This window comes from Vibrio sp. LB10LO1 (assembly GCF_010092875.1).
In the GTDB taxonomy this organism is placed as follows: Bacteria; Pseudomonadota; Gammaproteobacteria; order Enterobacterales; family Vibrionaceae; genus Vibrio; species Vibrio campbellii.
The window spans coordinates 1-25757 of the sequence record NZ_JAADJW010000049.1; the positions used below are offsets into that span (position 1 = coordinate 1).

General features: G+C 44.9%; 25 protein-coding genes. 10 read left to right on the plus strand and 15 right to left on the minus strand.

The features are described from left to right. Positions 1-80 precede the first annotated feature (80 nt). The 3 genes from GXP65_RS25440 to GXP65_RS22870 all read right to left on the minus strand — a co-directional run bounded on the left by GXP65_RS25440 (position 81) and on the right by GXP65_RS22870 (position 2007). Positions 81-215: a hypothetical protein gene (locus GXP65_RS25440; RefSeq protein WP_005426014.1), complete on the minus strand. Its 135-nt coding sequence runs from the start codon at positions 213-215 to the stop codon at positions 81-83. A gap of 134 nt (positions 216-349) precedes the next feature. Then, positions 350-697, minus strand: coding sequence for a hypothetical protein (locus GXP65_RS22865; RefSeq protein WP_005426002.1), 348 nt, complete (start codon positions 695-697; stop codon positions 350-352). Positions 698-816: 119 nt separating this feature from the next. Then, a complete protein-coding gene (locus GXP65_RS22870; RefSeq protein ID WP_162093797.1) occupies positions 817-2007 on the minus strand; it encodes a multidrug effflux MFS transporter in 1191 nt (396 codons plus the stop codon). A 111-nt stretch (positions 2008-2118) separates the two neighbouring features. On the opposite strand from GXP65_RS22870, the gene GXP65_RS22875 reads away from it, so the two are divergent. Together GXP65_RS22875 and GXP65_RS22880 are read left to right on the plus strand one after the other, a co-directional pair. Next, positions 2119-3006: a LysR family transcriptional regulator gene (locus GXP65_RS22875; protein WP_038889665.1), complete on the plus strand. Its 888-nt coding sequence runs from the start codon at positions 2119-2121 to the stop codon at positions 3004-3006. A gap of 255 nt (positions 3007-3261) precedes the next feature. Continuing rightward, entirely contained in the window at positions 3262-5082 is a 1821-nt protein-coding gene (locus GXP65_RS22880) for a GGDEF domain-containing phosphodiesterase (protein WP_162093798.1), read from the plus strand. A 36-nt stretch (positions 5083-5118) separates the two neighbouring features. Here the strand turns inward: GXP65_RS22880 and GXP65_RS22885 are convergent, their stop codons facing one another. Both GXP65_RS22885 and GXP65_RS22890 read right to left on the minus strand, forming a co-directional pair. Next, positions 5119-6405 carry a peptidoglycan DD-metalloendopeptidase family protein gene (locus tag GXP65_RS22885; protein ID WP_346265911.1) on the minus strand — a complete coding sequence of 429 codons (1287 nt, stop codon included), beginning with the start codon at positions 6403-6405 and terminating at the stop codon, positions 5119-5121. Between the two features lie 123 nt (positions 6406-6528). Continuing rightward, the gene (locus tag GXP65_RS22890; RefSeq protein WP_162093800.1) at positions 6529-7158 is read right to left on the minus strand and encodes a hypothetical protein; all 630 of its coding nucleotides are present in this window, start codon (positions 7156-7158) and stop codon (positions 6529-6531) included. Between the two features lie 149 nt (positions 7159-7307). On the opposite strand from GXP65_RS22890, the gene GXP65_RS22895 reads away from it, so the two are divergent. The 4 genes from GXP65_RS22895 to GXP65_RS22910 all read left to right on the plus strand — a co-directional run bounded on the left by GXP65_RS22895 (position 7308) and on the right by GXP65_RS22910 (position 12735). Continuing rightward, positions 7308-7709, plus strand: a complete 402-nt coding sequence (locus GXP65_RS22895; RefSeq protein ID WP_038889669.1) for a GFA family protein — start codon at positions 7308-7310, stop codon at positions 7707-7709. Between the two features lie 180 nt (positions 7710-7889). Then, positions 7890-8561, plus strand: a complete 672-nt coding sequence (locus GXP65_RS22900; RefSeq protein ID WP_162093801.1) for a YoaK family protein — start codon at positions 7890-7892, stop codon at positions 8559-8561. Positions 8562-9031: 470 nt separating this feature from the next. Continuing rightward, positions 9032-10396 (plus strand): YjiH family protein, encoded by a 1365-nt coding sequence (locus tag GXP65_RS22905; protein WP_005533370.1) that lies wholly within the window; start codon positions 9032-9034, stop codon positions 10394-10396. A gap of 467 nt (positions 10397-10863) precedes the next feature. Continuing rightward, a complete protein-coding gene (locus GXP65_RS22910; protein WP_162093802.1) occupies positions 10864-12735 on the plus strand; it encodes a methyl-accepting chemotaxis protein in 1872 nt (623 codons plus the stop codon). A 77-nt stretch (positions 12736-12812) separates the two neighbouring features. On the opposite strand, the gene GXP65_RS22915 is transcribed toward GXP65_RS22910, so the two are convergent. The 3 genes from GXP65_RS22915 to GXP65_RS22925 form a co-directional block, all read right to left on the minus strand. Beyond that, positions 12813-13124: a hypothetical protein gene (locus tag GXP65_RS22915; RefSeq protein ID WP_162093803.1), complete on the minus strand. Its 312-nt coding sequence runs from the start codon at positions 13122-13124 to the stop codon at positions 12813-12815. A gap of 238 nt (positions 13125-13362) precedes the next feature. Continuing rightward, positions 13363-14520: an aromatic amino acid transport family protein gene (locus GXP65_RS22920; RefSeq protein WP_005425080.1), complete on the minus strand. Its 1158-nt coding sequence runs from the start codon at positions 14518-14520 to the stop codon at positions 13363-13365. A gap of 782 nt (positions 14521-15302) precedes the next feature. Next, complete coding sequence (locus GXP65_RS22925; protein ID WP_045372548.1) at positions 15303-15614, minus strand: hypothetical protein; 312 nt, start codon at positions 15612-15614, stop codon at positions 15303-15305. A gap of 140 nt (positions 15615-15754) precedes the next feature. Here GXP65_RS22925 and GXP65_RS22930 point away from each other — a divergent pair, with 140 nt between their 5' ends. Next, positions 15755-16102, plus strand: coding sequence for a helix-turn-helix transcriptional regulator (locus GXP65_RS22930; protein WP_005425102.1), 348 nt, complete (start codon positions 15755-15757; stop codon positions 16100-16102). Positions 16103-16195: 93 nt separating this feature from the next. After that, positions 16196-16942, plus strand: coding sequence for a DUF6515 family protein (locus GXP65_RS22935; RefSeq protein ID WP_162093804.1), 747 nt, complete (start codon positions 16196-16198; stop codon positions 16940-16942). An 86-nt stretch (positions 16943-17028) separates the two neighbouring features. On the opposite strand, the gene GXP65_RS22940 is transcribed toward GXP65_RS22935, so the two are convergent. The 7 genes from GXP65_RS22940 to GXP65_RS22970 all read right to left on the minus strand — a co-directional run bounded on the left by GXP65_RS22940 (position 17029) and on the right by GXP65_RS22970 (position 24522). Further along, positions 17029-17775 (minus strand): phosphatase, encoded by a 747-nt coding sequence (locus GXP65_RS22940; RefSeq protein WP_162093805.1) that lies wholly within the window; start codon positions 17773-17775, stop codon positions 17029-17031. Positions 17776-17801: 26 nt separating this feature from the next. Continuing rightward, positions 17802-18536, minus strand: coding sequence for a nucleoside/nucleotide kinase family protein (locus GXP65_RS22945; RefSeq protein WP_162093806.1), 735 nt, complete (start codon positions 18534-18536; stop codon positions 17802-17804). A gap of 9 nt (positions 18537-18545) precedes the next feature. Then, positions 18546-19064 carry an MltR family transcriptional regulator gene (locus GXP65_RS22950; RefSeq protein WP_162093807.1) on the minus strand — a complete coding sequence of 173 codons (519 nt, stop codon included), beginning with the start codon at positions 19062-19064 and terminating at the stop codon, positions 18546-18548. Between the two features lie 59 nt (positions 19065-19123). Then, positions 19124-20395 (minus strand): zinc-binding dehydrogenase, encoded by a 1272-nt coding sequence (locus GXP65_RS22955; protein ID WP_162093808.1) that lies wholly within the window; start codon positions 20393-20395, stop codon positions 19124-19126. Between the two features lie 47 nt (positions 20396-20442). Next, positions 20443-21864: a PTS mannitol transporter subunit IICB gene (locus tag GXP65_RS22960; RefSeq protein WP_285383102.1), complete on the minus strand. Its 1422-nt coding sequence runs from the start codon at positions 21862-21864 to the stop codon at positions 20443-20445. Between the two features lie 12 nt (positions 21865-21876). Beyond that, on the minus strand, positions 21877-22320 hold the full coding sequence (locus tag GXP65_RS22965) for a PTS sugar transporter subunit IIA (RefSeq protein ID WP_005425097.1): 444 nt from the start codon (positions 22318-22320) through the stop codon (positions 21877-21879). Positions 22321-22773: 453 nt separating this feature from the next. Further along, positions 22774-24522, minus strand: a complete 1749-nt coding sequence (locus GXP65_RS22970; RefSeq protein ID WP_045379997.1) for an SgrR family transcriptional regulator — start codon at positions 24520-24522, stop codon at positions 22774-22776. Between the two features lie 227 nt (positions 24523-24749). Between GXP65_RS22970 and GXP65_RS25445 the strand changes: the two genes are divergently transcribed. Further along, the gene (locus GXP65_RS25445; protein ID WP_005425107.1) at positions 24750-24884 is read left to right on the plus strand and encodes a hypothetical protein; all 135 of its coding nucleotides are present in this window, start codon (positions 24750-24752) and stop codon (positions 24882-24884) included. 242 nt (positions 24885-25126) lie between these two features. Then, entirely contained in the window at positions 25127-25666 is a 540-nt protein-coding gene (locus GXP65_RS22975; protein WP_005435499.1) for a peroxiredoxin family protein, read from the plus strand. The last annotated feature ends 91 nt before the right edge of the window (positions 25667-25757 follow it).

Below are 25757 nucleotides of genomic sequence, written 5' to 3' on the forward strand. Positions count from 1 at the left end.
TGAGAGCCTACTCTAAGCGTAGGGCTTGAGAGTGAGGCGGACCATATAATTAGCCCCGATGCATATCGGGGCTTTTCTTATTAATTCGCTAGTTTTTTCATAATACGAGCAAACATAGAAGGCTTTTTCTTCTTCGCTTTACCGTAAAGCGCTTTGTGCATCGCATCTTTCGCCAACATTTGGCCAAAGTAAACACCACCAAGTTCGTAACCCATGACCTTCTCCTAAGAAGTAATTGACTGGCTTATGTTGTAATTTTACACCATAAAAACCACAAAACAAGACATAGATCACATTATATTCGTAATTTACTTACAGTATTTTTTATCCTAGCGAATCAGATTCGTAATTAACGCTTAGGCTGTTGGTATGTTTTACCCGCCGCTTTGTAAGTATCTTTTGGCTTAATTTCAAAGAAAGTCTCGAAGAACCATGCCGCAAATTTGATCAAGTGATCGCCTTCGTTCATAACGTGTTCGACAAACTCTTTCTCTTCACCAGACTCGTCCGCTTGGACAGTGATGTGATAAATACGTTTTTCACCTTCGACTTCAGCAAGACCGAATTGACCTGTCAGTGATTCAGCTGCTAGTGCAACTTCCTCTTCCTCTGATGCTTTTAGTAGCTCTAACGCTTGAGGTAGGTTTTCTTTCTGACCAATTTCTTTCAGTAGTGCTTCGAATTCGTTTTGTTGCATGATTTCACCTAACAATTAACGGGTGTTGCCGATATGCCACTTTACTAGCCAAGTGTAGATAACGACACAATAGTTGGCGCATTTTAGAGAGGAGCTTCTGCCCTTGCAACCAGATTCAACTATGTTCGTTCTGGCTGCACTAGACCTCCTGAAGGCGTTCGGAACTGCCCAAACACGAGAACTAAGCAGGAGATCACCGCAATCGAAATATAAAAGAACCCCAATTGATGTTGGCTTGTTACCCAGCTTTCGACTAAGTAGCCGCCAAATAAGCCAGCTAAACACATTTGAATCGAACCTGATAAAGCCGATACGGCACCCGCTTGCTGCTTGTGCGGCGACAACAACAGACTGATAGAAACAGGAAAAGACATCCCTTGCGCGAAACTCAAGCAGGTAAACGCAACCAATAATGACGCCACCGTGAATGGCAGTATGAGGAGCATTGCCCCTGAGCACGCCACAATAACAAAGCTGATTAGTAATATTTGCTGCTCTTTATATCGAGCATTAATGAAGTTAAGGACCAAACTCCCCATCAACAGCCCAGCCGAAGGCACGATCATCAAGGTTCCGTAATCTGCCGCAGTCAGCCCAAGTTCTTGCTGCATGAGGAACGGGTAGAGGGACAGGGTCACCAATGCAGATAAGTAGCTAAGCCAGTTATAGCTTGCACTGCCAATGACTTGCTTATTGGTCAACAACTCAAAGTAATTCAGTAACACCCGCTTTGGTTCGAAACGACGCTTTGGATATGGCAGCGTTTCATGCAAAACGACAAAACCAAGGGTAAAAATCGCCGCAAGATAAATGAGAACGAACACGAAAACCGCATGCCAGCTGATGTGATAAGCAATCCATCCACCAAACAAAGGCGCCACAATCGGCATCACAGAAGCTGTCACCGAGATATAAGACAAGGCTTTGGTAAGTTGTGCTCCGTCATAACTATCTCGCAATACCGAACGTCCAAGTACAGAGGCGCTACCCGCACCGAGCCCCTGCAATAGACGCCCCGCTTCAAGGGCAACAATATGATCAGCAAACCCAATACAGATAACCGTACCAACCAAATAGACACTCTGTCCCAGCAGAAACACAGGTCTTCGGCCAATGGCATCCGACAGAGGCCCATAAAACAGCTGTGAGACGCCAAAGCCAACAAGAAACAGAGTCACAAGGTTTTGAACCATGTGTTGTGGCAAAGCAAGATCATGACCGATCAGAGGCAAAGAAGGGAGATAAATACTGACGCCCACTTGACCGGTCGCGATGATCATCATCGCCAACAATAATGGTGTTTTACGCAATATATCCTCCTTACAACATGACAGTTTTACGACAGACAGTGTATATTTGTTACTCAAAGATGATAATAAGCCAAAATGGAAAGGGATTATTTCCCCTGAGGATGGAATAAGATGGACTGGATTCAGAGTGTTAACAGTTACATACGAGTCGTCGAAGAAGGTAGCTTCAACGCCGCGGCGCGAAAGCTCAATACCACCAGCTCGGCCATCAGCAAGCGTATCCAATGGTTGGAAGATAAGATTGGTGTTCAGCTTCTCAAGCGAACTACTCGCTCTATCAGCCAAACGGAAGCTGGTGCACTCTTTTACGAGCGAGCCAAAGTGCAACTCGACTCTTGGCAATCTGTATTGGACGAAACTCGTTCCGTAAACCAATCTCCAGCGGGGTTACTCAAAATTGGGGCGACATTGGCGGTTGGTTCTAAGTTCTTAGTACATTACCTCGATGACTTTCTGGAAAAATACCCAGACATCAAACTCCAGCTGATCACGACCCTACCTGGTCAAATTCCTGAGCTCAGTTTGGATTTGTTCATCAGCAGAGAATTGGAACAACTCAACTCACTGAGCTTTAAAGCCAGCCCATTGTTCGAGCACAAAGCTCAGTTTTATGCCGCTCCAAGCTACCTGGAAAAACATGGTGCTCCACAAACTGTTGAAGAGTTATCAAAACATAACGTTCTGATATGGGGCGAAAATCCAATAAGAGAAATAAAAACCAACCGAGGTAAACGCATCAGTTTGTCCGGCAACTTTGCTACAACAAACCCCGAAGCACTCTTTCATGGTGCAAAACGCGGAATGGGAATCTTGCTTTCCAATAACGTCATGATCAAAGAAGACCTGAAATCCGGCGCCTTAGTTCCGATCCTTCCTGATATCACAGCAGATGAGGCGACTGTCTATGCTTACTATCCAAAGCTGGACTATCAGCATACTCGAACACAACTATTCCTCGACTACTTAAAGAGCCGATTAGAAGAAGAGAAGCGAGCCTAACGAAAGACTTTCTAGTGCAATAAGTACTAGAGAGTAACTAGTCATAATCCACAAAGCTGCCACTTTAATGAGAAAGCCCTTTTGTGCCATCTCACCCTATGGTTGAAAATCGTCCTCAAAGCTCATCTAGAGTTTGAAAAATCACACGAAGTAAACAATAGTTAACGTGATGCATATCTATTAAATGAAAAAAGATCGTGTAAGAGATTCACAATAACACGGTTCGGATGAACACAACGTCGGGTAAAGTATTTGATGGCTCATGAACAAAAAAGTATCCAGTTACTTGATGAAATTCTGAAACTCAATGGCAGCGCATTACTCGACAGAGTAACACTTGAGCTTCATCAGCAATTTCAAAGCTACTGTACTTGCGTAGTTGAGATAGCCCACCTACAACATTGTGCGGTGACGCTTTCTAACTCTAGCGGCGGAACCATTGCAGACAGTATGTGCTACGGCTTAGCGGGCACACCTTGTGAGCAAGTCGCACAAGACATTGGTGAACTCATCTTCTATCAAGATGAAGTTTACAAGCTCTTTCCTGAAGACCAAATGTTTCAAGACCTCGGCATTCAAGCTTATATTGGGCTCCCTTTAAAAACACATACAGGAGAAGTACTGGGAATCTTAGTCTCAACATTTACCCACTCCATCAGTGAAATTGAAGCCGAAGAGATTATCTTCCATCACCGTTTCTACGCCAACGTCATCATTCATAGTTTGCGAGAGAAATGGATCAGCGAACGCTCTGACAAACTTCTCAACCAACTCAGTTATGAAGTTTCTCATGACAATCTAACCGGTCTGCTCAATCGCAGTTGTTTAGCTGATACGTTAGAAACCTTAACACAGCAGGCTACTCGTCCTTTTAGCCTTGCCTATCTAGATATTGATAATTTCAAATCGATTAACGACATCAACGGTAACTACATTGGTGACCAAATCATCAAGTTTACCGCGGATGCCATTCAACAAAGCTTAACATCCCCAAATAACGCCTTTCGTGTCGCAGGGGACGAGTTCGCCTTTATTACTTATGACGAAGACCCTGTCGCGGTATGTCAGGAAATTCTGGATAAAATCGAAGCTGGGTACTCAGACAAGTCCAACCGTATTTCGTTTACCGTTAGCATTGGTATCGCGCGAGCCCCAGTTCATATGCTCAATAGCGATGACTTGATACTAAATGCAAGTTTGGCTCTTAAGGATTGCAAAAAACACCGTGACACACGCATTCAGCATTATGACACGCACTTAAGTGCGCTATACCACCGCCAAACGCAGCTGATTGAGGCACTACGAGAGCAACTTCGCTTAAGTATTGATGAGAACGAAGAACTGTACGTCGTGGTCCAACCCATAGTCGATATTACCAGCGACCGCTGGGATTACTTTGAAATATTGGCTCGTTGGAATAGCAACGTATACGGAAACATTTCACCTGTTGAATTTATTGAAGCCGCAGAGCAATCTGGATTGATCATTGAGTTGGATGAACGCATTGTTGAGCTAGCTTGTCGTGCGAAACAAACGCTAGATCGACAGCTGGGCTATAATGTCAAACTGTCAATTAACTGCTCTGCACATGAACTGGTCGACTCTAACCGTTATATGAACTTCTTAACTCGTATTCTAGAGAAATACGATCACCAAGCGACCGACTTTGTTATCGAGCTCACCGAAACCGTATTGTTGTCGCAAAGCGGGCGCGAACAGATGGTTCTGAATTCACTTCGCTACCTCGGGTTCAAAGTCGCACTCGATGATTTTGGTACGGGTTACTCTAGTTTGAACTACATTCACAACTACCCAATTGACAGCATTAAAATCGACGCCACTTTTGTGCGCAATATGCTCACGAATAAAACTTCAGAGCAAGTTGTACTGCTTATCGCTCAACTCGCGCAGCTGCTAGAGGTCGATTTAATCGCAGAGGGGGTCGAGGACGATAGAGCTTTGCAAAAGCTAATCGAAATGGGCTGCCATCACATACAAGGCTATTTCTATTCAAGACCTCACAGCGTCAATGAGCTGGTTGGCATCATTAATGACAGACAAATGAAGAGCGCATAAAAAAAAGACCAAACAGTGTTTGGTCTTTTTCGCATTTTATAGAACGGCTTTTTCTTTATCTTTTAACAGCTTGTTCATTTCATTACGGTTCGCAATGAAGCTCGCCATTTCTTTCTTAGGCACTGAGCTTGCCATTGGGATCTTCGCGCGCATTGCGTTCACCGGACGGCCGTATTCGATCAACTCGTAGTGAAGGTGCGGACCAGTTACACGACCAGTCTTACCTGACAAGCCAATGCGTTGACCACGAGAGACCTTCTGTCCTTTCTTCACTAAGATCTTACTTAAGTGTAAGTAACGAGTTTTGTACTTACTACCATGCTCAATCACCACATAGTTACCTGCGTACGGGTGTTTACGAGTCATGATTACGGTACCATCACCCGTTGCCTCTACAGGTGTTCCTGTCGGTACCGCCCAGTCCGTACCGTTATGTGGTGCTACACGGCCCGTTACAGGGTGAAGGCGTTTAGGGTTGAATCCAGAACTGATGCGCCAGCCTCGGCTGACAGGGTAACGTTGGAAAGCACGCTGAAGGCTCTCACCTTTCGCATTGTAGAATTGACCGTCAGTGTGAAGGTAAGCGGTGACTTCACGACCACGGTTATAAATTTTGATTGCTTCTATTTCGTTCTTGCCAGTTGGCACACCATCAATACTTTGAGAGCGGCGAACCACTTCAAATCGGTCACCAGCGCGTAAATCTTTGCCGAAGTTAACTTGCTCTTTAAGTAAGTTAACCACTTGGCTGATTTCTGCTGAGCTCAAGCCCAAACGATTTGCGGATGACGAGAAGCTACCTCGAATAACACCGACCAAAGGCTCTTGCTTCCAAACACCAGGAATTGAGATGTCTGAGAAATCGTAGCTGCCATCGTCGTTACGATGGTAAACCACTTTATCTGCAATAGAGAATTGCAGTTCCATCTTTTCAAGTTCGCCCGTAGATTCATTGCGCCAAAAACGCAGTGTGTTACCGGGTTTCAAGGTATCAAGAGCAAGGAAGTTCAAATCCGTTTCCATCACTTTCATCAACGAGCTGTAGCCTAAGCCTAGTTGGCTGAAAATGGTACTCAGGTTATCACCTGCTTGGATTTGGTATTCAAAATTTGGTGGAGTGACAACTTCTGCTGTTGTCGCATCAAGAATATTCTCGACGACCTGCGATTCAGGCAGGTTCAATGCGATGGTTTTGGTAAGGGAAGACTCTTTGAGAGAGTTGGAAACACCAATCGCAACTAATACTGGCAAGGAGTACAACAGTAGCGCTTTACGACTTGTCAGATTCGGCAACCGTCTTGTTGTAATTTCATTTGTAGACACGGGAATTACTATCTCCTTTATAACAAGGCTCATAGCTTATGCATTCCCGCATAAGAAATCACTAGTAAATTACGAGATCTAGCGCAGAAAACACTTATTTTTTACAGAAGACAAAAAAATTCATTACTGTTGCATATGTAGGTTATTGCCTACACGCTTAAGTGTCGTCGAATTCAATTGATTTGGTTGTTCTGCCATCGCTTGATTTTCGCCATGTTGAAGATAAGACAGAGAAATTTGCGTGTCACTTTCCCACTTCAAAGAAGACATTTTAATTCGGTCACCGATGAAAACACTGTTCAATAAAACAACTCGGCTTGGCACAGCATCAAATTTAAACAAACCGATATAGTAAAACGCGCCTGAGCCCTGTGTCGTTACGATAACTGGAGCCACAACCCATGGGGTTTCATTGATATCACGTTGAGCGATAAACTCGATTGGAACCAGTACTTCACCTTTGGTAGCACCTGCATCGTAGTGACCTTTCAAGAAGCCGTGCTCTTTATCCCATTGTTCAAGAAACGTAACAGCGCTCTGCTCAGGAACTTGAACCGTCCACGGGTTGCGTGACTGAATACCTAGCACTTCCGCTACGATTGGATTTGATTGTGCCTGCACTTGAGGAAATTTCGCCATGATCTCATCGTCAGAAAGGCTAAAACGATAAATGCCCGCGATGATCACCACCACTAATAGAACGATTGGGATCAAAAGAATGAGGGGGATGGGTAGGATTCTCTTACGAGCCATGAAGACTTCCTTGTGTTCTTGTTCTCTTGTCTATGTTCGGAGTATATACCAATTCACCGACCAAGACCTCAACACCTGACCGCTCATTTTGACTCAAGTGTTTCAAAATTAAACTAAACTATTTGTTGGGCAACCAATAGGTAATAACGATGACAAAAATCACCCACACATGTGAATGTGCCTGTGGCTTAGTCCAACTGCGTTGCACGGCGGAGCCCATTCGCACCTCTATTTGCCACTGTTTTGAATGCCAAAAGCGAACCGGAAGCGTATTCGGCGTTCAAGCTCGATTTAACAAAAACCAAGTCATCCTAGATGGTGACATCACCAGTTACACTCGTATTGCTGATTCAGGTAATCACGTTCAATATGAATTCTGCCCGGCATGCGGCACAACCATGCGCTTACAGCTATCGGACGCTCCCGATTACGCAATCATTCCAATGGGACTGTTTAATAACAAAGAGTTTCCAGAACCCACGGTTTCTATCTATGAACAAAGGAAGCATGGCTGGGTAAGCTTTGATTGTACGATGGAACACGCAGGTTGAGTGGCAACGCCATATTAAGAAAACAAACATGCAACATGTCTCTCCTGCTCAAAGTTTGAGAACATCATTCAACAAAAGTTGAGATTTTATTGAGAATGATCAACCGAGTACTGGGAGAAAGACTTTCGTTCCGCGCCACGAGCGTTATAATCTGCTCCTAACATTTGGTGAGGTTTTATTGTGATTTCCAGACTTCCTCGTTGGGTGGAATATGGCGCCTTTCTGCTTGCTCTCCTAGCAGGCTGCGTCAATGCCGTAGGTCTTCTCGGCTTTCAACATCAAGCGATAACGCATCTTTCCGGAACCGTAACTCAGCTAGGGAATAGCTTACTAACAGGTGTGGACTCAACCATCCACCTGCTTTTTATTGTATTCAGCTTTTTGATTGGCTCTGCGTTTAGCGGATTCTTTATCGAAAGTAGCGCTCTAAAGCTCGGCCGCCGCTATGGTGTGGCACTATGTATCGAAGGTAGCTTACTACTTTTGAGCTTGGGCTTTTTAGTACAAGGTAACGTGTATGGTCAGTACCTTGCTTCTGCAGCTTGTGGTTTGCAGAATGCGATGATCACCACCTTCAGCGGTGCCGTTGTAAGGACGACACACATGACCGGCATCATTACCGACCTAGGTATCATGATTGGAGAAAGCTTACGTGGACGTCAATTCGACCGACGTAAAGCCAAACTGTTTATCTTCATTTTCTTTGGCTTCTTACTCGGTGGTACGGTTGGTGCTGGTTTGTTTAACATTTTTGAACTGTATGCGTTAGCCTTCCCTGCGCTTCTCGCTTTCGTTATCGCTATCGCATACTGGGGCTACCTCTACCTACAGAGCCGCCATCAACCAGTCTAGCTTTTATCTGACGGTTTAAGCATTTTACTTAAGCCGTCACTCTCTTCGCTTTCTTCACTCTTCATATCCATTAAACGAACGCCATCAAATGGGCTGATTTAGCTTTTTGTTCTTTATTCCCCTATAAACTGTGGAACTACTGACAGAAAAGACCGCTTTTACCTTGAGATCCGAATCACATTTGCTAGGCTTTTTATTGCTTTGGTCACACTGTGTCGCTTAACAGTCTGCTCAGAGAGGCCTGCGTGCTACAATTTTCTAACACGAGCAACAATTTCATATACAAGATTCTAGTTTTGATTCAATTGACCGAAAAAACGGCTGAATAACTAGATGTATTTAATGAATAGTATTGCAAAGGATGCAGTTTGCGGGTAATCTCCGCACACTGTGATTAAATACGGATGTTTAGTGAATATTTATGTCATGGAATATGGCGAGTATTGACTAGTAGTAACACGAGACAAACAATGCATAACAACACTAATGCTGCTGAAGCGCCTAAGGGCAACTTTTGGATGTTCTTCATCCCATCCCTGATTGGTCTTCTACTCTTCATGGCACCTATCTCTTACGATGGTGGCCTGACCATCCCTGTTGCGGTTATGGCAAAAGTCATTCCTGCAGTTCTTGGCGATACTTTAATTGCTATCGTTACCGCTATTATTGCTTTCATGGCCGTTGCTTCTGTTCTTTGCAAAATTTTTAAGCCAGCGGCAATTCTGCGTAACGGTTTCCTGAACGGCCTATTTAATCCATCACCATTGTGGCTTATGGTTCGCTTAATCGGTGGTGCTGCAGTACTGATGACTTTCTTCCAAGTTGGTCCAAAAGCCATTTGGGAAGAAAACACTGGCGGCCTAGTGCTCACTGGTCTTCTACCAACGCTGTTTGCGGTATTCATTTTTGCTGGTCTATTGCTGCCGCTACTGCTTAACTTCGGTCTACTAGAATTGTTTGGTGCGCTGCTAAGTAAGGTGATGCGCCCGGTATTTAACCTACCAGGTCGTAGTGCGATCGACTGTATGGCTTCTTGGTTAGGTGATGGCAGCGTGGGTATTCTGCTTACTAGCAAGCAGTACGAAAATAACTTCTACACTCAACGTGAAGCGGCTGTCGTCGGTACAACTTTCTCTGCTGTATCTATTACCTTTAGCTTAGTTGTCATCGCACAAGTTCAATTAGAACACCTATTCCTACCTTTCTACGGCGCTATCTGTCTAGCGGGTATTGTTGCGGCGATCATTATTCCTCGCTTACCACCGCTAAGCCTGAAGAAAGACCGCTACATCGATGGCAGCGCACCTAAGAAAGACGCAGATGCAGTACCTGCAGGTCACACGACTTTCTCATGGGGTATGGACCTTGCTCTAAAACGCGCTGGCCAAGTAACTTCTGTACAGTCAGTATTTAAAGAAGGCGTACATAACGCTATCGACATGGTGTTTGGTGTACTACCTGTCGTTATGGGCTTGGGTACAGTGGCACTAGTGATTGCAGAATACACCTCAGTATTCGAAATCCTAGGTCAACCATTTATCCCTTACCTAGAATTGCTACAAATCCCTGAAGCTGCTGCAGCGTCTCAAACTATCGTTGTGGGCTTTGCTGATATGTTCATCCCAGCAATCCTAGCGGCTTCTATCGATAACGAAATGACTCGCTTTGTGATTGCAGCAATGTCTGTAACACAGCTAATTTACATGTCAGAAGTGGGCGCACTGCTTCTTGGTAGTAAGATTCCAGTTAACATCGTAGAGCTGTTCGTTATCTTCATTCTACGTACGCTGATTACGCTTCCAGTTATTGCTGGTGTAGCTCATTTGATTTTCTAAAATCGAGCAATTTTAAAAGGCTCCGCTCTGTCGGGGCCTTTTTTGTATCTAAAGACTTTCTGTTACATTTCACGCCATTTTTATCACACCTCTCGTTATTTATTCAGCTTTCTAATAGCCTTACTTTTAACGCATAACTTATAAATATAACTTTAAATTCATTAGTTTAAATTGAAGAAAAGCGACAACTCAGACTTGTTTATATAAGGGTCAATGATACTATTCTTATGTTTTTAACAGTTTGATGACGAAGTTCAACAAATAAGATCAATCTCACAACTTTATAAAACAACTCGCCTTTTGTTCGCATTTTGATAACCAAAGTCGAAATTAACCTTCAGGTTTCTGATTAATCTGTCGATAACAAAAATAACAAACACAATAGTGTGTTCACTTCTGCCGAATGTACCCAACAAATAAGAGGTACAAGCAGAGTAAACCAGCCGGGAGACTCGAGAGGAAAAAATATGAAATTCAGACATAAGGTTGTCACCGCCTCTTCTATTTTATTGCTTGTGACTGTGGCGTTGCTGTCGACACAACAAGTTATGACCATCCGTTCACAGATCGAAGAAAACATCGATACCAGCGTGAGTGAGATCCTATCCAGTGTGGGGAACACGGTAGAATCGGAAATGAACGCTAAGAAAGAACTCGCTCAATCCATGACTGAGATTCTTGAAATTAACCCAAGCGACCACGATTACGTGAAAGAAGTGCTAGAAAAGCCAATGCCAAAATCAAGCTTCTTGGCCATTGGTTATGCATACGACAGCAACGGATTCGTGATTGAAAACGATGATGGTTGGGAAGCGGGCCCTGATTACGATCCTCGTGTTCGCCCTTGGTTTGTATCAGCAAAAGCAGAAAACAAGCTTGTTGTCACCGATCCTTATGTGGATGTTTCTTCTAAGAAAGTGATCATCTCTATCGGTACTCCAGTGCGCGAAGCTGGCCATTTCCTCGCAGCCATGTTTTACGATATGGAGCTAACCACCCTTTCTGACTTGGTTAACCAAGTAAACCTATTTGATGCGGGTTACCTTTTCCTAGTAACGGCAGATGGCACGACGATCGCGCACCCAGAAGCCAAATACAACGGCGAGAAGCTATCAAGCTACCTACCACAAGTAGAGCTAGCATCAGGAGCTCAACACATCGAGATGAACGGCGACAAATTCATGGTCAGCCTAACCCACATTCCAAGTGAAAACTGGTATGTAGGTGCAGTTGTTGATGAGAGCATTGCTTACTCAGCGATCGACACACTGCGCAATAGCGCAATCATCTACTCATTGATTGCCGTTATTGCCTCTATTATCGCGCTGACTATCCTTATCCGTACCTTGATGCGCCCTCTTGATGAGCTAAACACCGCAATCCAAGCTGTAGCATCAGGCAAAGGCGATTTGACGCAGCGCTTGGATACCAATACCGATCAAGAATTCTCTGAACTAGCAAAAGGTTTCAACACCTTTATGGAGAACTTGCAGCATCAAATCATCGAATCGAAGAGCATTTCCGACCAGATCCTAAGTGGTACGCAAATTACCGCTGAAGGCGCTCGTGATTCGGCCTCTGCGATTCAAACTCAGCTGCAAGAGCTTGAACAGTTGGCGACAGCAATGCACGAGATGTCGGTAACGGCAACAGAGGTTGCCAACAACGCACAAGGCGCAGCTAGTGCAGCGAAAGAAGCGGACGAAGCGACAGTGCAAGGTTCTTCTATCGTGAATGAGTCGACTGAGACGATTAACCTACTGTCAGACAGCATCGATCAAGCGGTAGAGGAAGTACAAGGCCTTGAGTCAGCAACAGCAAATATCGAGACGATCCTAAAAGTGATCAACGATATCGCAGACCAAACTAACCTACTGGCACTGAACGCAGCAATCGAGGCTGCCCGTGCGGGAGAATCTGGTCGTGGCTTTGCCGTTGTAGCGGATGAAGTTCGTACACTGGCGCAACGTACTCAAGAATCTACTACAGAAATCCGTAGCATGATTGAGCAGCTTCAATCTGGCGCTTCCTCTGTTGCAAGTGCTATGCACCAGAGCAAAGGCAGTGCAGTAGAAGCGGTAGAGAAAGCAGAACACGCCAATGACGCTCTACAACGTATCCGCGATGCGATTCAACGTATCTCTGATATGAACCTGCAAATTGCGTCGGCAGCAGAAGAACAAAGCTTAGTAGCAGAAGAAATCAACAACAACACGGTTAACATTAAAGACCTGTCGACCCAAGTTGCTGATTCAGCGAACCGCACCAACGATGCAATGCAAGCACAGCATGAAGACGTTCGTAAGCAAGATGAGATCCTAAACCGCTTTACGGTTTAACTTCTCCTTTTTAACCCAGAACAAACTTCATCAAACAACAAGCAAAACAGCGAGCCAAAGTGCTCGCTGTTTTTTGTTTACAAAGCCACGTGTATGTAACGATCTTTCGAACGCTTATAGTAGAAGTCATCCACTTTTAGGTAAGTAAAATTACCTATCTGAATGTAGGTACCGCGTGGTGGAATGTGTTTGTAATGGTAGTAATGATGTTTTGGTCGCTTGTGCTTAACCACCACCACCTTTTTGTGTATATGCTTGTGATGATGGTGGTGATGCCCGTGATGATGTCCGTGCTTGTGGTGATGTTTTGGATGTGCAGCGACTTCAGCGCTAAACATCCCCAAAGAAAACATCATCCCAACGATCGTGAAAGAAAATCGCTTCGACACTCGGTTCCCCTTTACTCTATAACTTACTGCTTATCATAAAGAGAGAACTCGCTAGCCATGTCAGACGCTCGCGAGGCTGTTTCATCGCCAAGTAAAATATCATCAAGGTTTATCAGGCCATAGTCAGACCATACACACCGCTGATACAGAACTAACAATTCAGCACAAAAAAGCCGCTTGTCCAGTTTAGGACAAGCGGCTTTCTACAAGTCAGTGATTGTGTATTGGTCGAGACGATTTACACCGCTTGAGCAAACAGCAAGAAACAACCAAATAGGAAGATCATGCTCATGCCCATTGCGCCACCACCAGCTTCGTACACGTTGTTGTCTTCCACTGGCACGCGACGCACTTTCATTGTCATCGATAGCGGAACGAATACCGCTAGGAACACAAGGATGATGCCAGCGTAGCTAAGAATAGCTAGGAAGTGTTCTGGAGCAAACACCGCGCCAAGTAACGGCAGAATAAACGTTGCCACGAATACAACAGGCTTACTTGCTTTCAGAAGATCCGCGTTTTGATCGTACAACGCCATTGCCACACCCAAGAAAGATGTCAAAAGTGCTAAGCCAGTAAACATAGACAGAATGAACTCAAGACCCGAGTACTGTTGACCAAGAACAGAGATCAACTCAGACACGTTTGAGAACTGAATAAGCTCGTGTGGTGGCAAGTTACCTACTACCGCAAAAAGCCACAGTAGGTAGCAAACAAGAGGAATGGTTGAGCCAACGATAATCATATTGCGCAGTTGGTTCTTACTCGCTTCTTTGTTGTAAGTTACCAAAGAAGGGATCACCACCATAAAGCCAAAGCTTGTGAACAGAACTGAGCTTTGTTTGATCAGTGCCATTTTGTCTGCGTTCACGACTTCACTTAGGCCTTCAAACGAGACATTTGGCGCAAGAGAGAATAACGTCAGAACAAGTGCGACAATCATACCGATGAATAAGCCACGGTTTAGTTTATCAACCACACCGGTACCCGCAGATACGATAAGACCAACCAAAACGGTAAAGCCAACTTGGCTAGAAATGGTAGAAAGTGGTAGGCCAACTGATGAGGTCACTTTTTGTACCAAGTCGCCAGCACCAATGATATAAGCCATCAGAAGACAAACAAGCAGTGCGTACAACAAACCGTTAGTAACAAGCTGACCGCCTTTACCAAGAGTTTCACGAGCGATTGCGTTCATGCTGACGCCACCACCTACTTTGCAGCTTGCTTCCAATAAAAGCAGCGCAGCATAAGTTGTACCCGCCCAGATGAACAGCATAAGAAGAGTGCCCCACAGGAGGCCGAATTGAGCAAGCACCATTGGTATAGCAAGCATACCAGCGCCAAGAGCAGTGCCTGCAACGATCAGGGAACTGCCGACAAGTTTTAGGTTCACGGTTAATACCTCTAAAATTTAATCCGTTTTGTTGTGACTTATCGTGCTTTTGGTTAGAAGCACGTTCAACGGAAATGCCCTACCTTGCTGCCAGTGAATTCGGTGTGATACCACAATTCAGGATGCATGAAGCCTAAACTCGAGATGGATCTATCCTGTCTGAGCATTTTAAGGATGTAGGGAATCATTTCCGGGCAGAGTTCGATTAACGGAACGTCTCATTTTGGGTTCGAAGCAAAATCAGCGCATCCTTTTTCGTCAATCCCATTCTCTGCTGAATGGATTTGGTTCGAAGGGATTGTAAGGCATAAATAGGACGATTGAAAAGCAAAAGCTCTTTCTTATAGCCATATATTTTAACAAAAGTAAGTTAATGCAACAGATATGTTGCAAAACAGCCGATTATTTAGCCTTTTGTTGTTATAAAGCATAAGAAGTGAGCTTTGTTGCTCAGTTTTTTGAGGTGTACATGAAAATGTACACTCTATCGAAAGGTGTTAGAAACCCGGAGCATAGCCTAGATTCATCAATATCGTTATTATTCGCCCCGTACCGACACGTTTCGGTTCACATACCTCTAAACACTGATTTACGGTTCGAAAACTTAGGTAAATGAGTGTTCCGAATGCTGGGTGTGGTTCCCCAGCATTTGAATCCTTCCTTTCATTGATTTCTAGCACTTGGATTTAGCGCAATTGGTATTGCGAGATTTCGTTCGTCTGTAATTTAGTTCAACGTTTGTTTCAATAAGGTTTGCTTCAATAAGCCCATGTTTCAAAGCATCATAGCTCTTTGTCTAGTGCGTCGATGATGTAAGTTAATGCCGCTATGCCCATGTCTGAAACTAAACGCTCCATCGAACTTAGGTTCTCATAGGTTTGATCCAACTCTGCTTGATCAATATAACCTCGATGTAAAAACAGCTCTTTGTACTTCATTAATCGTTTCTGTGATTCACGAGTTAACCAAGTGACGTCCAGCCGAATATCGCGACTGCGATTACGAATTTCAGCAAGCAGTTGTTCTAAAACGCGTTGCATTTTGCGAATATCTACCTCGCCAGAAATTGATTTATAAATCTGATATTTTTCCATTTTCTGAAACTAACTGAAATTACGTAAATTTTTTGTGGAACGTCATTCTTATCGCTATATCAATTTGGGTAAATACGAGGTGGCTAAACTGGTCCGGTTATTGCGTGGTTAAGGACAAAACTGTCCTCTAAGGAGTGCCAATGCAAGTAGACCCATTAATTGAAGTCCTTATAAAGCGACGCAAAATGAAAGGCGTCTCACGCGAGCAAATGGCTAAAGTCGCAGGGATGAGCGAAAAGACTTATCAAAGAATTGAGAGAGGCGAGTCGGATTTAAAGCTTTCGCAATATCGTTCCATATTACGTGCTCTCAACCTGACCGATTTAGATATTGCCCTTGATGCCAGAGGTGTCGGGAATATCTCCGCAAATGATGTTGCTTCAGCAGCAAGACTGCTATCACCAGAGGCGCAATCCATGCTGACAAAACTCATATTCTTGGTGCTAGAGCAGAAAACCAACGAAGGCAAAAGCCTCAAAAAAACATAAAATCGTGACCTAGACTCCCATCTCAAACAACGTTATGGTGAGCTGAACTTACTTATTACCGCTTCGAGACTCCAAAAGGTGGAGGAAGGCATTATGAGAAGCATCTGGGTCATAACAACCGCTATTCTCTGGCTGTGTGCGCCTACAGTCGTGTCTGCGCAAGAACAAATGAAGCCAGCCGTAAAACCGGTCACCCAACCGGGAGATAAACACGATTTACATTCCGTCAATCGCCCTTATAGGCCGATCAAGCCGCCCTACTATCACCATCGACCATATTATCGTCCGCCCTATTACCGACCACCCTACTATCATCGACCGCCGTATAGCGTGAGACCTCCGCGTTATCATTCGTCATTCATCTATGTGAGGCCAGGGTACTGGTATCCGCCTTATCGCGGGCGTTACTATTATTATCACAGTGATTTAGTGGGCATTGCGACCTTCGCCATTTTCGCTGGCGTCACCTATGCCATCGTTCATGATTCCTATTACCGTCGTGATGGTGTCCGCTATGTGTATGTTCGTTATCCACCAAGCGGTAACTACACCATTTTACGTGATAACCGTGTAGGGACTTCTTCGGCGGTAAGTGATGCTTCGGCGTCGAAGCAAACCGTCGCGCCACCAATAAGATCAAACACTGCAAGAGTGCATCAAAAACCACCAGTGCCGAAACCAGAGCCAAGTCCTTACAAAATCGGTGAAGTCGTAGACTCCTTGCCTCACACTAAAGAAACTGTGGTCGTCAACGGACAGAGCTATTTCAAATACAAGAATACTTGGTTTGCACCACTCAGAGCCGAACGTAAGTATGTTGTGGTGGAGTCACCGCTGTAGTGTTTTATGTCTCATCCAAAACGAACTAAACCCGCACACTGCGGGTTTATGTTTGTTTGTAGATAGCCGTTTGAGTTACTCGCTTTTCAATAGAGTACTTCGAACTCTGGAATCCTCGCTTTACCTCTCAGCAATAAGAAGTTCAAGAATCGGCTCGTCGATGTAGTGAGTATCTTCTCTTCATCCACACCGTGTTTTTCCAGCAAAGCAATTGCCAAATCTAACTTGGAAATCTCTTCACTGAAATGGGCATCCGACCCTGTACTGAAGTAAACGCCAATCTCTTTGCCCAATTCGACAATGCGATCACAACGGGAATCACTGCCCTTACGGCTTTTACCTGTCAAAGATGTATTGTTAACTTCAACTGCAACATTGTGCTCTTTGGCACAACGCAGCACCTGTTCCATATCGAATGGGTAATTTGGGTTACCTAAGTGACCAAGAACATCCACTCTGCCGCTTTTAATCGCATTTATCAGAGCGGCGGTATGCTCAGCTTCCGTTGCAGGCTTGAACACAGGTTCATGGAAACTCGCAATCACCCAGTCAAGATGTTGGTCAGAGGACGGTGGTAAGTCTATCTCCCCTTTCACATTTAGCGTGTTGGCTTCGACGCCACGGAGAATACCGACCTCATGTAAAAAGCGGGGCAAAATTCTTTGATTGTTGAAATGCCAGTAGTGAGGGGCTCCTGGCATCTCAGGAGCATGATCGGTGGTACAAAGAAGTTTTAGCCCCTTATTCTTAGCAGACAATGCGTTCTCTAAAATGGTGCTATAAGCATGTCCACTGGCAATAGTATGGGTGTGGCTATCAATCAAGATATCCATGGTGATCTCCTGTGATTGTGGACGAGCTATCGAATGTCGAACGAACCGTTTTGATTAAGGAACAACGATAAGTCAGCAGGAATCGAGTGATTCAGCACTTTATCAACGTTGACCGCATCAGAACGTAAGTAGAACTCCAATGCAGCTTCTGGATCTGTACCGCCACGGATCTTACGATTGACTAAACGCTCTTGTAGAAACTCCGCTTGGGTATCAATAAACACGGTGAAATCGGCCAAGCGATGCAGTTCTTTCCATACCGGTTCATCTAACAGCAGCCAGTTGCCCTCGACGACGACAATATTGCGGTTAACCTGAATGGCATCATCAACCGGATCATGTAAGTTACGGTCGTAGTAAGGCCATTTGCTGTCTTTCACTTTAAGCTGTTTCAGCTTGTCGATAAGCTCGGTGAGATTGAACGTCTCGTAAGAGCCTTTAATGCTGCGCAGAGGGACAACTTCGCCATTACGCTCAATGGTGTTGCTGTCGAGGATTTCGTTCGGATAGTGAAAACCATCAAAAGGCAGAACCTGAAGCGGCTCTTGGTTTTCTTCTTGTTCAGAGAGATGTTCCCAGAATGCAGCAAGGGTTGATTTCCCGCTGCCAGGAGGCGCGCACAAGAACACCACAATACGTTCCTGCTTCTCATGATATAGGCGGGTAAACTTTTCGATAAGAGGTTGATGGATTCGCTTTACGTCGGCATCAGGAAAGATAGCTTCGATTTCAAAACCACTGACGTTTAAATTCACTTTCATGGTGAACCCTTATTGATTGATCTCCCCTTCGATTCTTTCTATCAACATTTCACACGACAGCTTCAAGACTGTTTTGATGAGAGATTCGTATCTCATTTGCGAAAAGGACTCAAACGAAGAGAACTTAAGCTGATTGATCGACTCAAGATAAAAGCTGTCTTGCTGAGAAGAGAGTACCGCTTGGTTTTTGATGAAGTCGTAAATTACATCATCCGCAAATTCGACTTTCTCAGGCTGGCTAACCGCGTACTCCAAGACCTGATCGTACAACCCGATATCGGCGTAAGTTTCCAAAGAGATTTTGCCCATCGCAAACATCAGCTTTGATACCACATCGGTCGTCACCAACGGACCATCTTCTTTCAATAAAGGAGCCACAGCATACTCCTTCACTAGGTCGTCTTGGACGAACACGCTCGGAAGTAATGCTTTTAACTTGAGGTTAATTATTTTGTTAGAAATCTGAAGAAACGCAGTCGCATTTTCGCACTCGTCCAGTTTCTCCAGTAATTCGTCTTCACGTGACAACGTATTATGACCTCTCCATTATGTGGCAGCGCAAAGGCTACCACACAAATTCGTTGCAACTAAACCGTTAAGCTCACGTCATAAAACTCAAGTAACGCTTTTTCTGCATGTGCGTTCCACACATAGTTGTTAGCGTTCAAAATTGCGTCTAATTCGGCGAAGAACGGGTCTTGGTCTGCCAACGATAAGAAATCATCAATCGCGGTCAATGGCAGGTCAATATGCGGGTAAATCAACTTCTTACCACCCGGGATATCCAACTGATTCAAAATCGTATGCGGTGCAGCTTGCAAGCCACCAACGTGGGTGATCATGAACGATGGATTGATCTTACCTTGTGAAGACAACTCGATAGATTCCACCATGTCGCCGGTCGAGCCACCAGACGTGCCCACAATGTGCGTTGATTCGTAATGCACGTTGTAGAAGTTAAACGGTACTTTGAAGTTCTTATCGGTAGGGCCTGCGAAAAAGTTCAAGCAGCCATCGTTACCCAACAGCTCATCGGCTTGTTCTAGCACTTGCGATACCGCCGCATACACCATCACATCGTCGTAACCTTTGCCATCGTTCAGCGCTTTCAGATAAGTCACAGGGTCATCGACTTGAGCTGTGTTCACGTAATGCAGCTCAACGTCTTGCTCTTTTGCTTTCTCTACCGGAATTAAGCACTCTGCTCGATCTAAGCGTGCAGCGTCGATGTCTGTTACCACAATCAGTTTTGGCTTCACAGGTCCGTTAATCGCGTAATCAATCGCGCCAATGCCCATAGGGCCAGCACACGCAAGTAGCGCTAACGCTCCGCCCTCTTTGATGCCCATATCGTGCTCGTACACGTATTGCGTAGTGTGGTAACTTGCATGATAAGCACCAATGATGCATGACATTGGTTCAGCCAAAGACGCATCTGCAAAGTAATCACCGTGGTAAGGCAGCACACAACCTAAATCGATAGCGATTTTCGGAATGATGGAATACGTTGCGTTGCCACCAAAGGTTTCGTAGCTGTAACCCGCCGAGTAACCAGTAGGCAACCCCATTGCTGGTTGCAGTACAAAGTAATCGCCTGCTTTGTATTGGTCTTTTAGGTTCTCACCGACTTCAACAATCACACCTGCGTATTCGTGGCCCGTCATCACTGGCACTTCATCGATGTTCTCAGGTACGCGTTTGTGTTTGCTACCTAACAATGCCGCTTTGTAAGTGGACAAGCAGATGCTGTTTGAAATGTTTTTAACCAGAAGTTCATCGGCTGAAATGCTTGGCAAATCAAAGGTTCTTAGTTGAACGTCTTTCTCGCCACAGATAACCGCTGCCGTTGTTTGTACCATGATTTCTCTCCTAAATGGGGCGGTAGGTTCTGCCCCATACTGCATTGTTAGGCTGGTTGCTCAGTTGCGACCGTTTGTTGCTTAATCTTGTCCATCAGCTCATCGAGCGCTGGATCATTGAGGAAGTTCTTAATCGTTACCACTGGCAAGCCTGTTGCTTTGATGGCTCGACTTTCTAAGCTTTCGTGCGTCACGACAATGTCGGCTTCACTTGGGACTTTTTCGATAGCGAAGTTCTTCACTTCAATATCAATCCCAGCTTGAACTAACTTGCGTTTGAAGGTTGAAGCACCCATCGCACTTGAGCCCATCCCCGCATCACAAGCGAATGCGACAAATGAAATTGGTTTGTTTACTTCTTGTGTTGCAGCAGCAACTGGTTTGATTGCGCCTTCCGCTTTCATGTCTTTCATATCAGAGACAGACTGTTCAAACTCATCTTCTTTGTCCTCTGCTTTGCTCATCTTCAGAATCGCACTTGCGACAAGGAAGGAAACAATTGTTGCTGTTGTGACACCTGCGATGGTCGCTAGGAAGCTGCCTTTCGGAGTCAATGCTAGGTAAGAGAAGATTGAGCCTGGACTTGGACCTGCTACCAAACCAGCATCAAGTAGGTTGAAGGTTGCGATACCTGTCGCTGCACCCGCAATCATTGCCAAGATCATGATTGGCTTCATTAACACGTACGGGAAGTACAGCTCATGAATACCACCGAAGAAGTGAATGATGATGGCACTTGGCGCAGAGCGTTTAGACAAACCTTGACCAAACTTCGCGTAAGCCAGCAGCATACCAAGACCCGGGCCTGGGTTAGATGCCACCATAAAGAAGATAGACTTACCTGTTTCAGCTGCGGCCTGCAGACCTAGTGGGTAATAAATACCTTGGTCGATAGCGTTATTTAGGAACAGCACTTTCGCAGGCTCGTTGATGATCGCAAGCAGAGGAAGGAATCCCGTTGCCACCAAGGCTTCGATGCCTGATTTCACAAACAAGTTTGCCGCTGTTACTGCTGGGCCAACAATCTCGTAGGCGAACAGACACAGAATCATGCCCACAATACCTAGTGAGAAATTGTTCACCACCATCTCAAAACCAGAAGGAATACGGTGTTGGATTCGTTTATCCATTTGCACCACAACCCAAGCACTGAGTGGGCCCATGATCATCGCGCCAACGAACATTGGGATGTCCGCACCAACGATAACACCCATGGTACCGATGGCACCGGCTACCGCGCCGCGTTTATCACCAACAATCTGACCGCCGGTATAACCGATCAACAGTGGTAATAAGTAAGTGATCATTGGACCAACAAGTTCCCCAAACGCTTCGTTTGGCATCCAACCCGTTGGAATAAAGAGTGCAGTAATAAAGCCCCAAGCGATGAAGGCTCCGATATTTGGCAGCACCATGGCGGTCAAATGACCCCCGAAGGCTTGCACATTGGCTCGCATGTTTGCTTTCACGTTATGTTCCTTTTAGTATGCTTTTATTATGTCTAGCACTTGTTCCTTAGATGAAGCTTGTGCCAGTTTTGCAATGTTCTCTTCGTCCACAAACATCTCGCTCAGCGCTTGAATCACCTCAATGTGGGTATCAGAGTCTTTTGCAGCTAGGGTAATAAGAATGTTGGCAGGACCAAGGTCCGAACCAAAATCAACTGGTGAAGGGAAAATATGAATGCCCAAGCCCGTTTTTAGGACACCGGTTTCTGGGCGAGCATGTGGCATCGCCAGTCCAGGGCACAACACATAGTAAGGACCATTTTCTTCGGTCGATTGGATGATGGCATCCGCGTATTGCTGAGAAACGTAACCTTTGTCTTCTAGGTATTGCGTTGTCTTTTTAACTGCGTCTTGCCATTGGTAAGCGCGGTCATTAATAACATCTACTAGTTCGTGGTCGATTAATTCATACAGCATTTTTAAACCCTATCAACAGTTCGGTTTCGATGGGTTAATTATCAATAAGAGTCGTAGAACCGCGCAAGCACGCCTCTTTTGTGCAACAAATCACAATTAAATGGCTGTCAATTTGTTTTAATGAACGTAGCTCAAAAATAGACAAAGAAAGTTAGCAACAAATTTTCTTTCAGCAACATGTCAATAGGCATAATTTGAACCTCCGCACCTATCCAAACATTTCTAGAAATTCGCGATAATTTACCTCGATCACATTACGACTCTTGACTCGCTATTTATCGTGATTAAATTCAAACTTCATTTTTCACTAATTTGGCGCTAGTGAGTTTCAAACAGGGATAATCATCACACTTGTTTGCTAAAAGAAATCGAAACGTTGCTTAGTTTCAACATATAGCGAGCAGAAGGTCGGAAGAGAAAAGACACAAAAAACCCGCCGAGTGGCGGGTTTGATTAATCTGCTGACCACACTGATCGAATATCCGGCCAACCCCAGTTAGTGAGAGCGACGTCTTCTAAAACACCTTGGAAACGCAGTGTCTGCGTATGGTGGAACATTGGTGCGATCCAGTATTCACTGACCAGTGTTGAAGCAATAGGCTCAAGCGCAACTAAGTAATCTTCAAGGGGAACCAACGACCTCACCTTTTCCAACTGCTCATCAAGCCACTGCGCATTTTCTTCACCTAATGTATGGTACAAAACATCATTGCTAAAGAAGTTAGTAAAAGCGGAGACATGACGGCTGTCATCAGAAGTGGTGTTAGTCACCACCAGCGTCTCGTCTAGCGTTCCATTTTCCGCTTTTTCATTTAGCTCTCTGTAGGAATACATGATCGTCTCAACTTTACAGCCTTCCAATGCCAGCAAAGAAGAGATAGCACGAGCGCAGCGACGAAGCGCAGTGTAGTTGTAACCCGCGATAGTGATGGTCTTCGGTAACTTGGTTCTGTCCCCAAAAGGACGTAAAACGGGCTTCCAACTAGGTAGTAAGTTGGAAGCAGGAACGCTGCGAAACACTGTATTTTCTTTTCGCATCGCTTCTGCCAAACGCTCAGGTTGAATCAACTCTGCAATATAACGACGCTGAGCACGAGACAAAGGCTGTTTAGCATGGTGGTTGAACAAAGCAAACAAGCAACCATCTTCAGTTCGAGTGTGTTGACCGTCATGAGGCGCTTTGTCATCTTGAGTCGAAACATAATGACCACATAAAGTTTCACTAACGTTGATAGGCACACTACCAGTGAGTGACGGGTTCTCCATTTTCTCATCGTTGACGATCCAAATCGTCACTATGTCGGTAAGTACACGGCAGGCGTAATAAGCATCGAAAGCTTTTAGCTTTAGTCGATTCGCATTGTGCTCAATCACCGAAAACGGGCCACTACCAATCACCAAGTTGTTGTTGGCTACGTTTACTTGGCTAACGGGTTGAATGCCGTATTTCACCCCAGATATAAGCCCTGCAAAACCCAAATCTGGCTTGCTCAGGGTAAACACTACTTTAAGAGGGTTTGGTGCAGTGATGTCGGTAACGTGAGCCAGCTCTTTCTGGTAATACTCCAACGAACTCAGTTTGGCAAACAGGCTTACTACGGTATCAGCATCAATCGGCGCCCCATTATGAAACGTTAGACCGGGGCGAAGGTAAAATGTCCACTCAAAGCTCTTCTCATCGTAGCGCCAATGATGAGCTAGTTCTGGCTTTACCACACCGTTGTAGTCACTCGATACCAAGCAACAATAGATTTGACGCAGAAAGAAGCGCTCACTGCTGCGGTGAAGTTGGTGAGGGACGATACGTTCAAACATACGCTTATAAGTCAGCTGGATATTGAGTCGGCCTTCTTGAACCGATGCACCTGAAGTGGTTTTGAGCAAACGTCCAAATGCAGTTTCGTCTTCATCGAGAATCGCCAGTGCTTTTTCGTACTTCCCAAGCTTAATGCGCTCCAAAGCTAAGCTCTCTTTTAGCGCGCTTAACTCTATATTTAGCAGCAATGTCGAACGCTGATTGCGGCCCGCTTTTGGCTGCCAACTTAACCACATGAGCGCCTGCATTTGCGACAACAAGCTGCGCGCATGACGAGGAGAAGTGAACAGCAAATCTGCCACTTCCTGCAACGTGGTTTTGACTTCACTACCAACACCTAGTGGTGTCAGTCGTTGGTAGTAGCGGAACAAGTTGAGATCAGACACTGCGCATCCTCAAAAAGTGGAGATAGGTTTATTTTACTCAACTTATCCAAGAGAAAATAAGAAAACTTCCAAACACTTTGTTCCCCTTTTTACCCTCACTAACGCAAAAATCGGTGAGTTAGCGCACCTTCTGGGGCTAACTAGGAATAAACCACAGAAATCTGCTCTCTTTTTCAGCTCCCCTTTTCTTCGCATACTGACCCTGCCAACACGAAGGAGGAAATATCATGCGAATCCATAAAAGACCTGCAAAAGCGTGGCCTAAGATGGCTGCTTATTTCCAACAGCGTATCGCTCAATCAAAAAACAAGTTGGAAGTGATCGCACTACTAAACATGAAAGAGTTATTGAATTGGTCATAACATAACTTACAACTCCAAGCAGAACTTAACTCCTGATACTACACCCCCACTTCGTTGTATCTTTAAGTTCTGCTTTCCTCTTCTAACTGTTTCTTTTTCTTGCCATTCATTATCTAGGTTACCAAAAGTTAACTAGTTGAAATGCCATAAAACTGGGTCTACATTGAAGTCTCACCCCCTACACAATCGCTTTTATTGAGAAGGGGAATCCATGGATATATACCACCAATTCGGGAGTCATTATGGCAACTTCAGTGAAACTTAAAGCGGGCGACAGCTTCCCTTCTCTTCAAGCAACCTTGCTAGATGGTTCAAGCGTGACGTTAGGTCAGCCGCAAGGTGATGCGACTTGGCAAGCGGTATTCGTTTATCGTGGTAAACACTGTCCTCTTTGTACCAAATACCTCAATGAGTTAGAGGGATATAAGCAAGCGTTCGCAGAAGCAGGCGTTGATATTCTTGCGGTTTCTGGCGATTCAAAAGAGCAGCTTGAGGGGCATCTAGAAAAACTCGAAATCAGCTTCCCGATTGCTTACGGCCTAACCGAAGAACAAATGAAAACATTAGGTCTGTACATTTCACTGCCTCGTTCAGAGCAAGAGACTGACCATAACTTCGCAGAACCAGGTCTGTTTGTAGTAAATGAACACGGCAACTTGCACGTGGTGGATATTTCAAACAACCCGTTTGTTCGCCCTGAGCTTGGCGCGCTATCACGTGGTTTGGCTTGGATTCGTAATCCAGACAACAACTACCCTATCCGTGGTACGTTGGACTACTAAGCGGATTACGCCTAATCAGTCTCAGACAACAATCAAAATCGAGTAGGAGGAGGCCTCACGGCCTCCGTCCTCTCACACCACCGTACAAGCG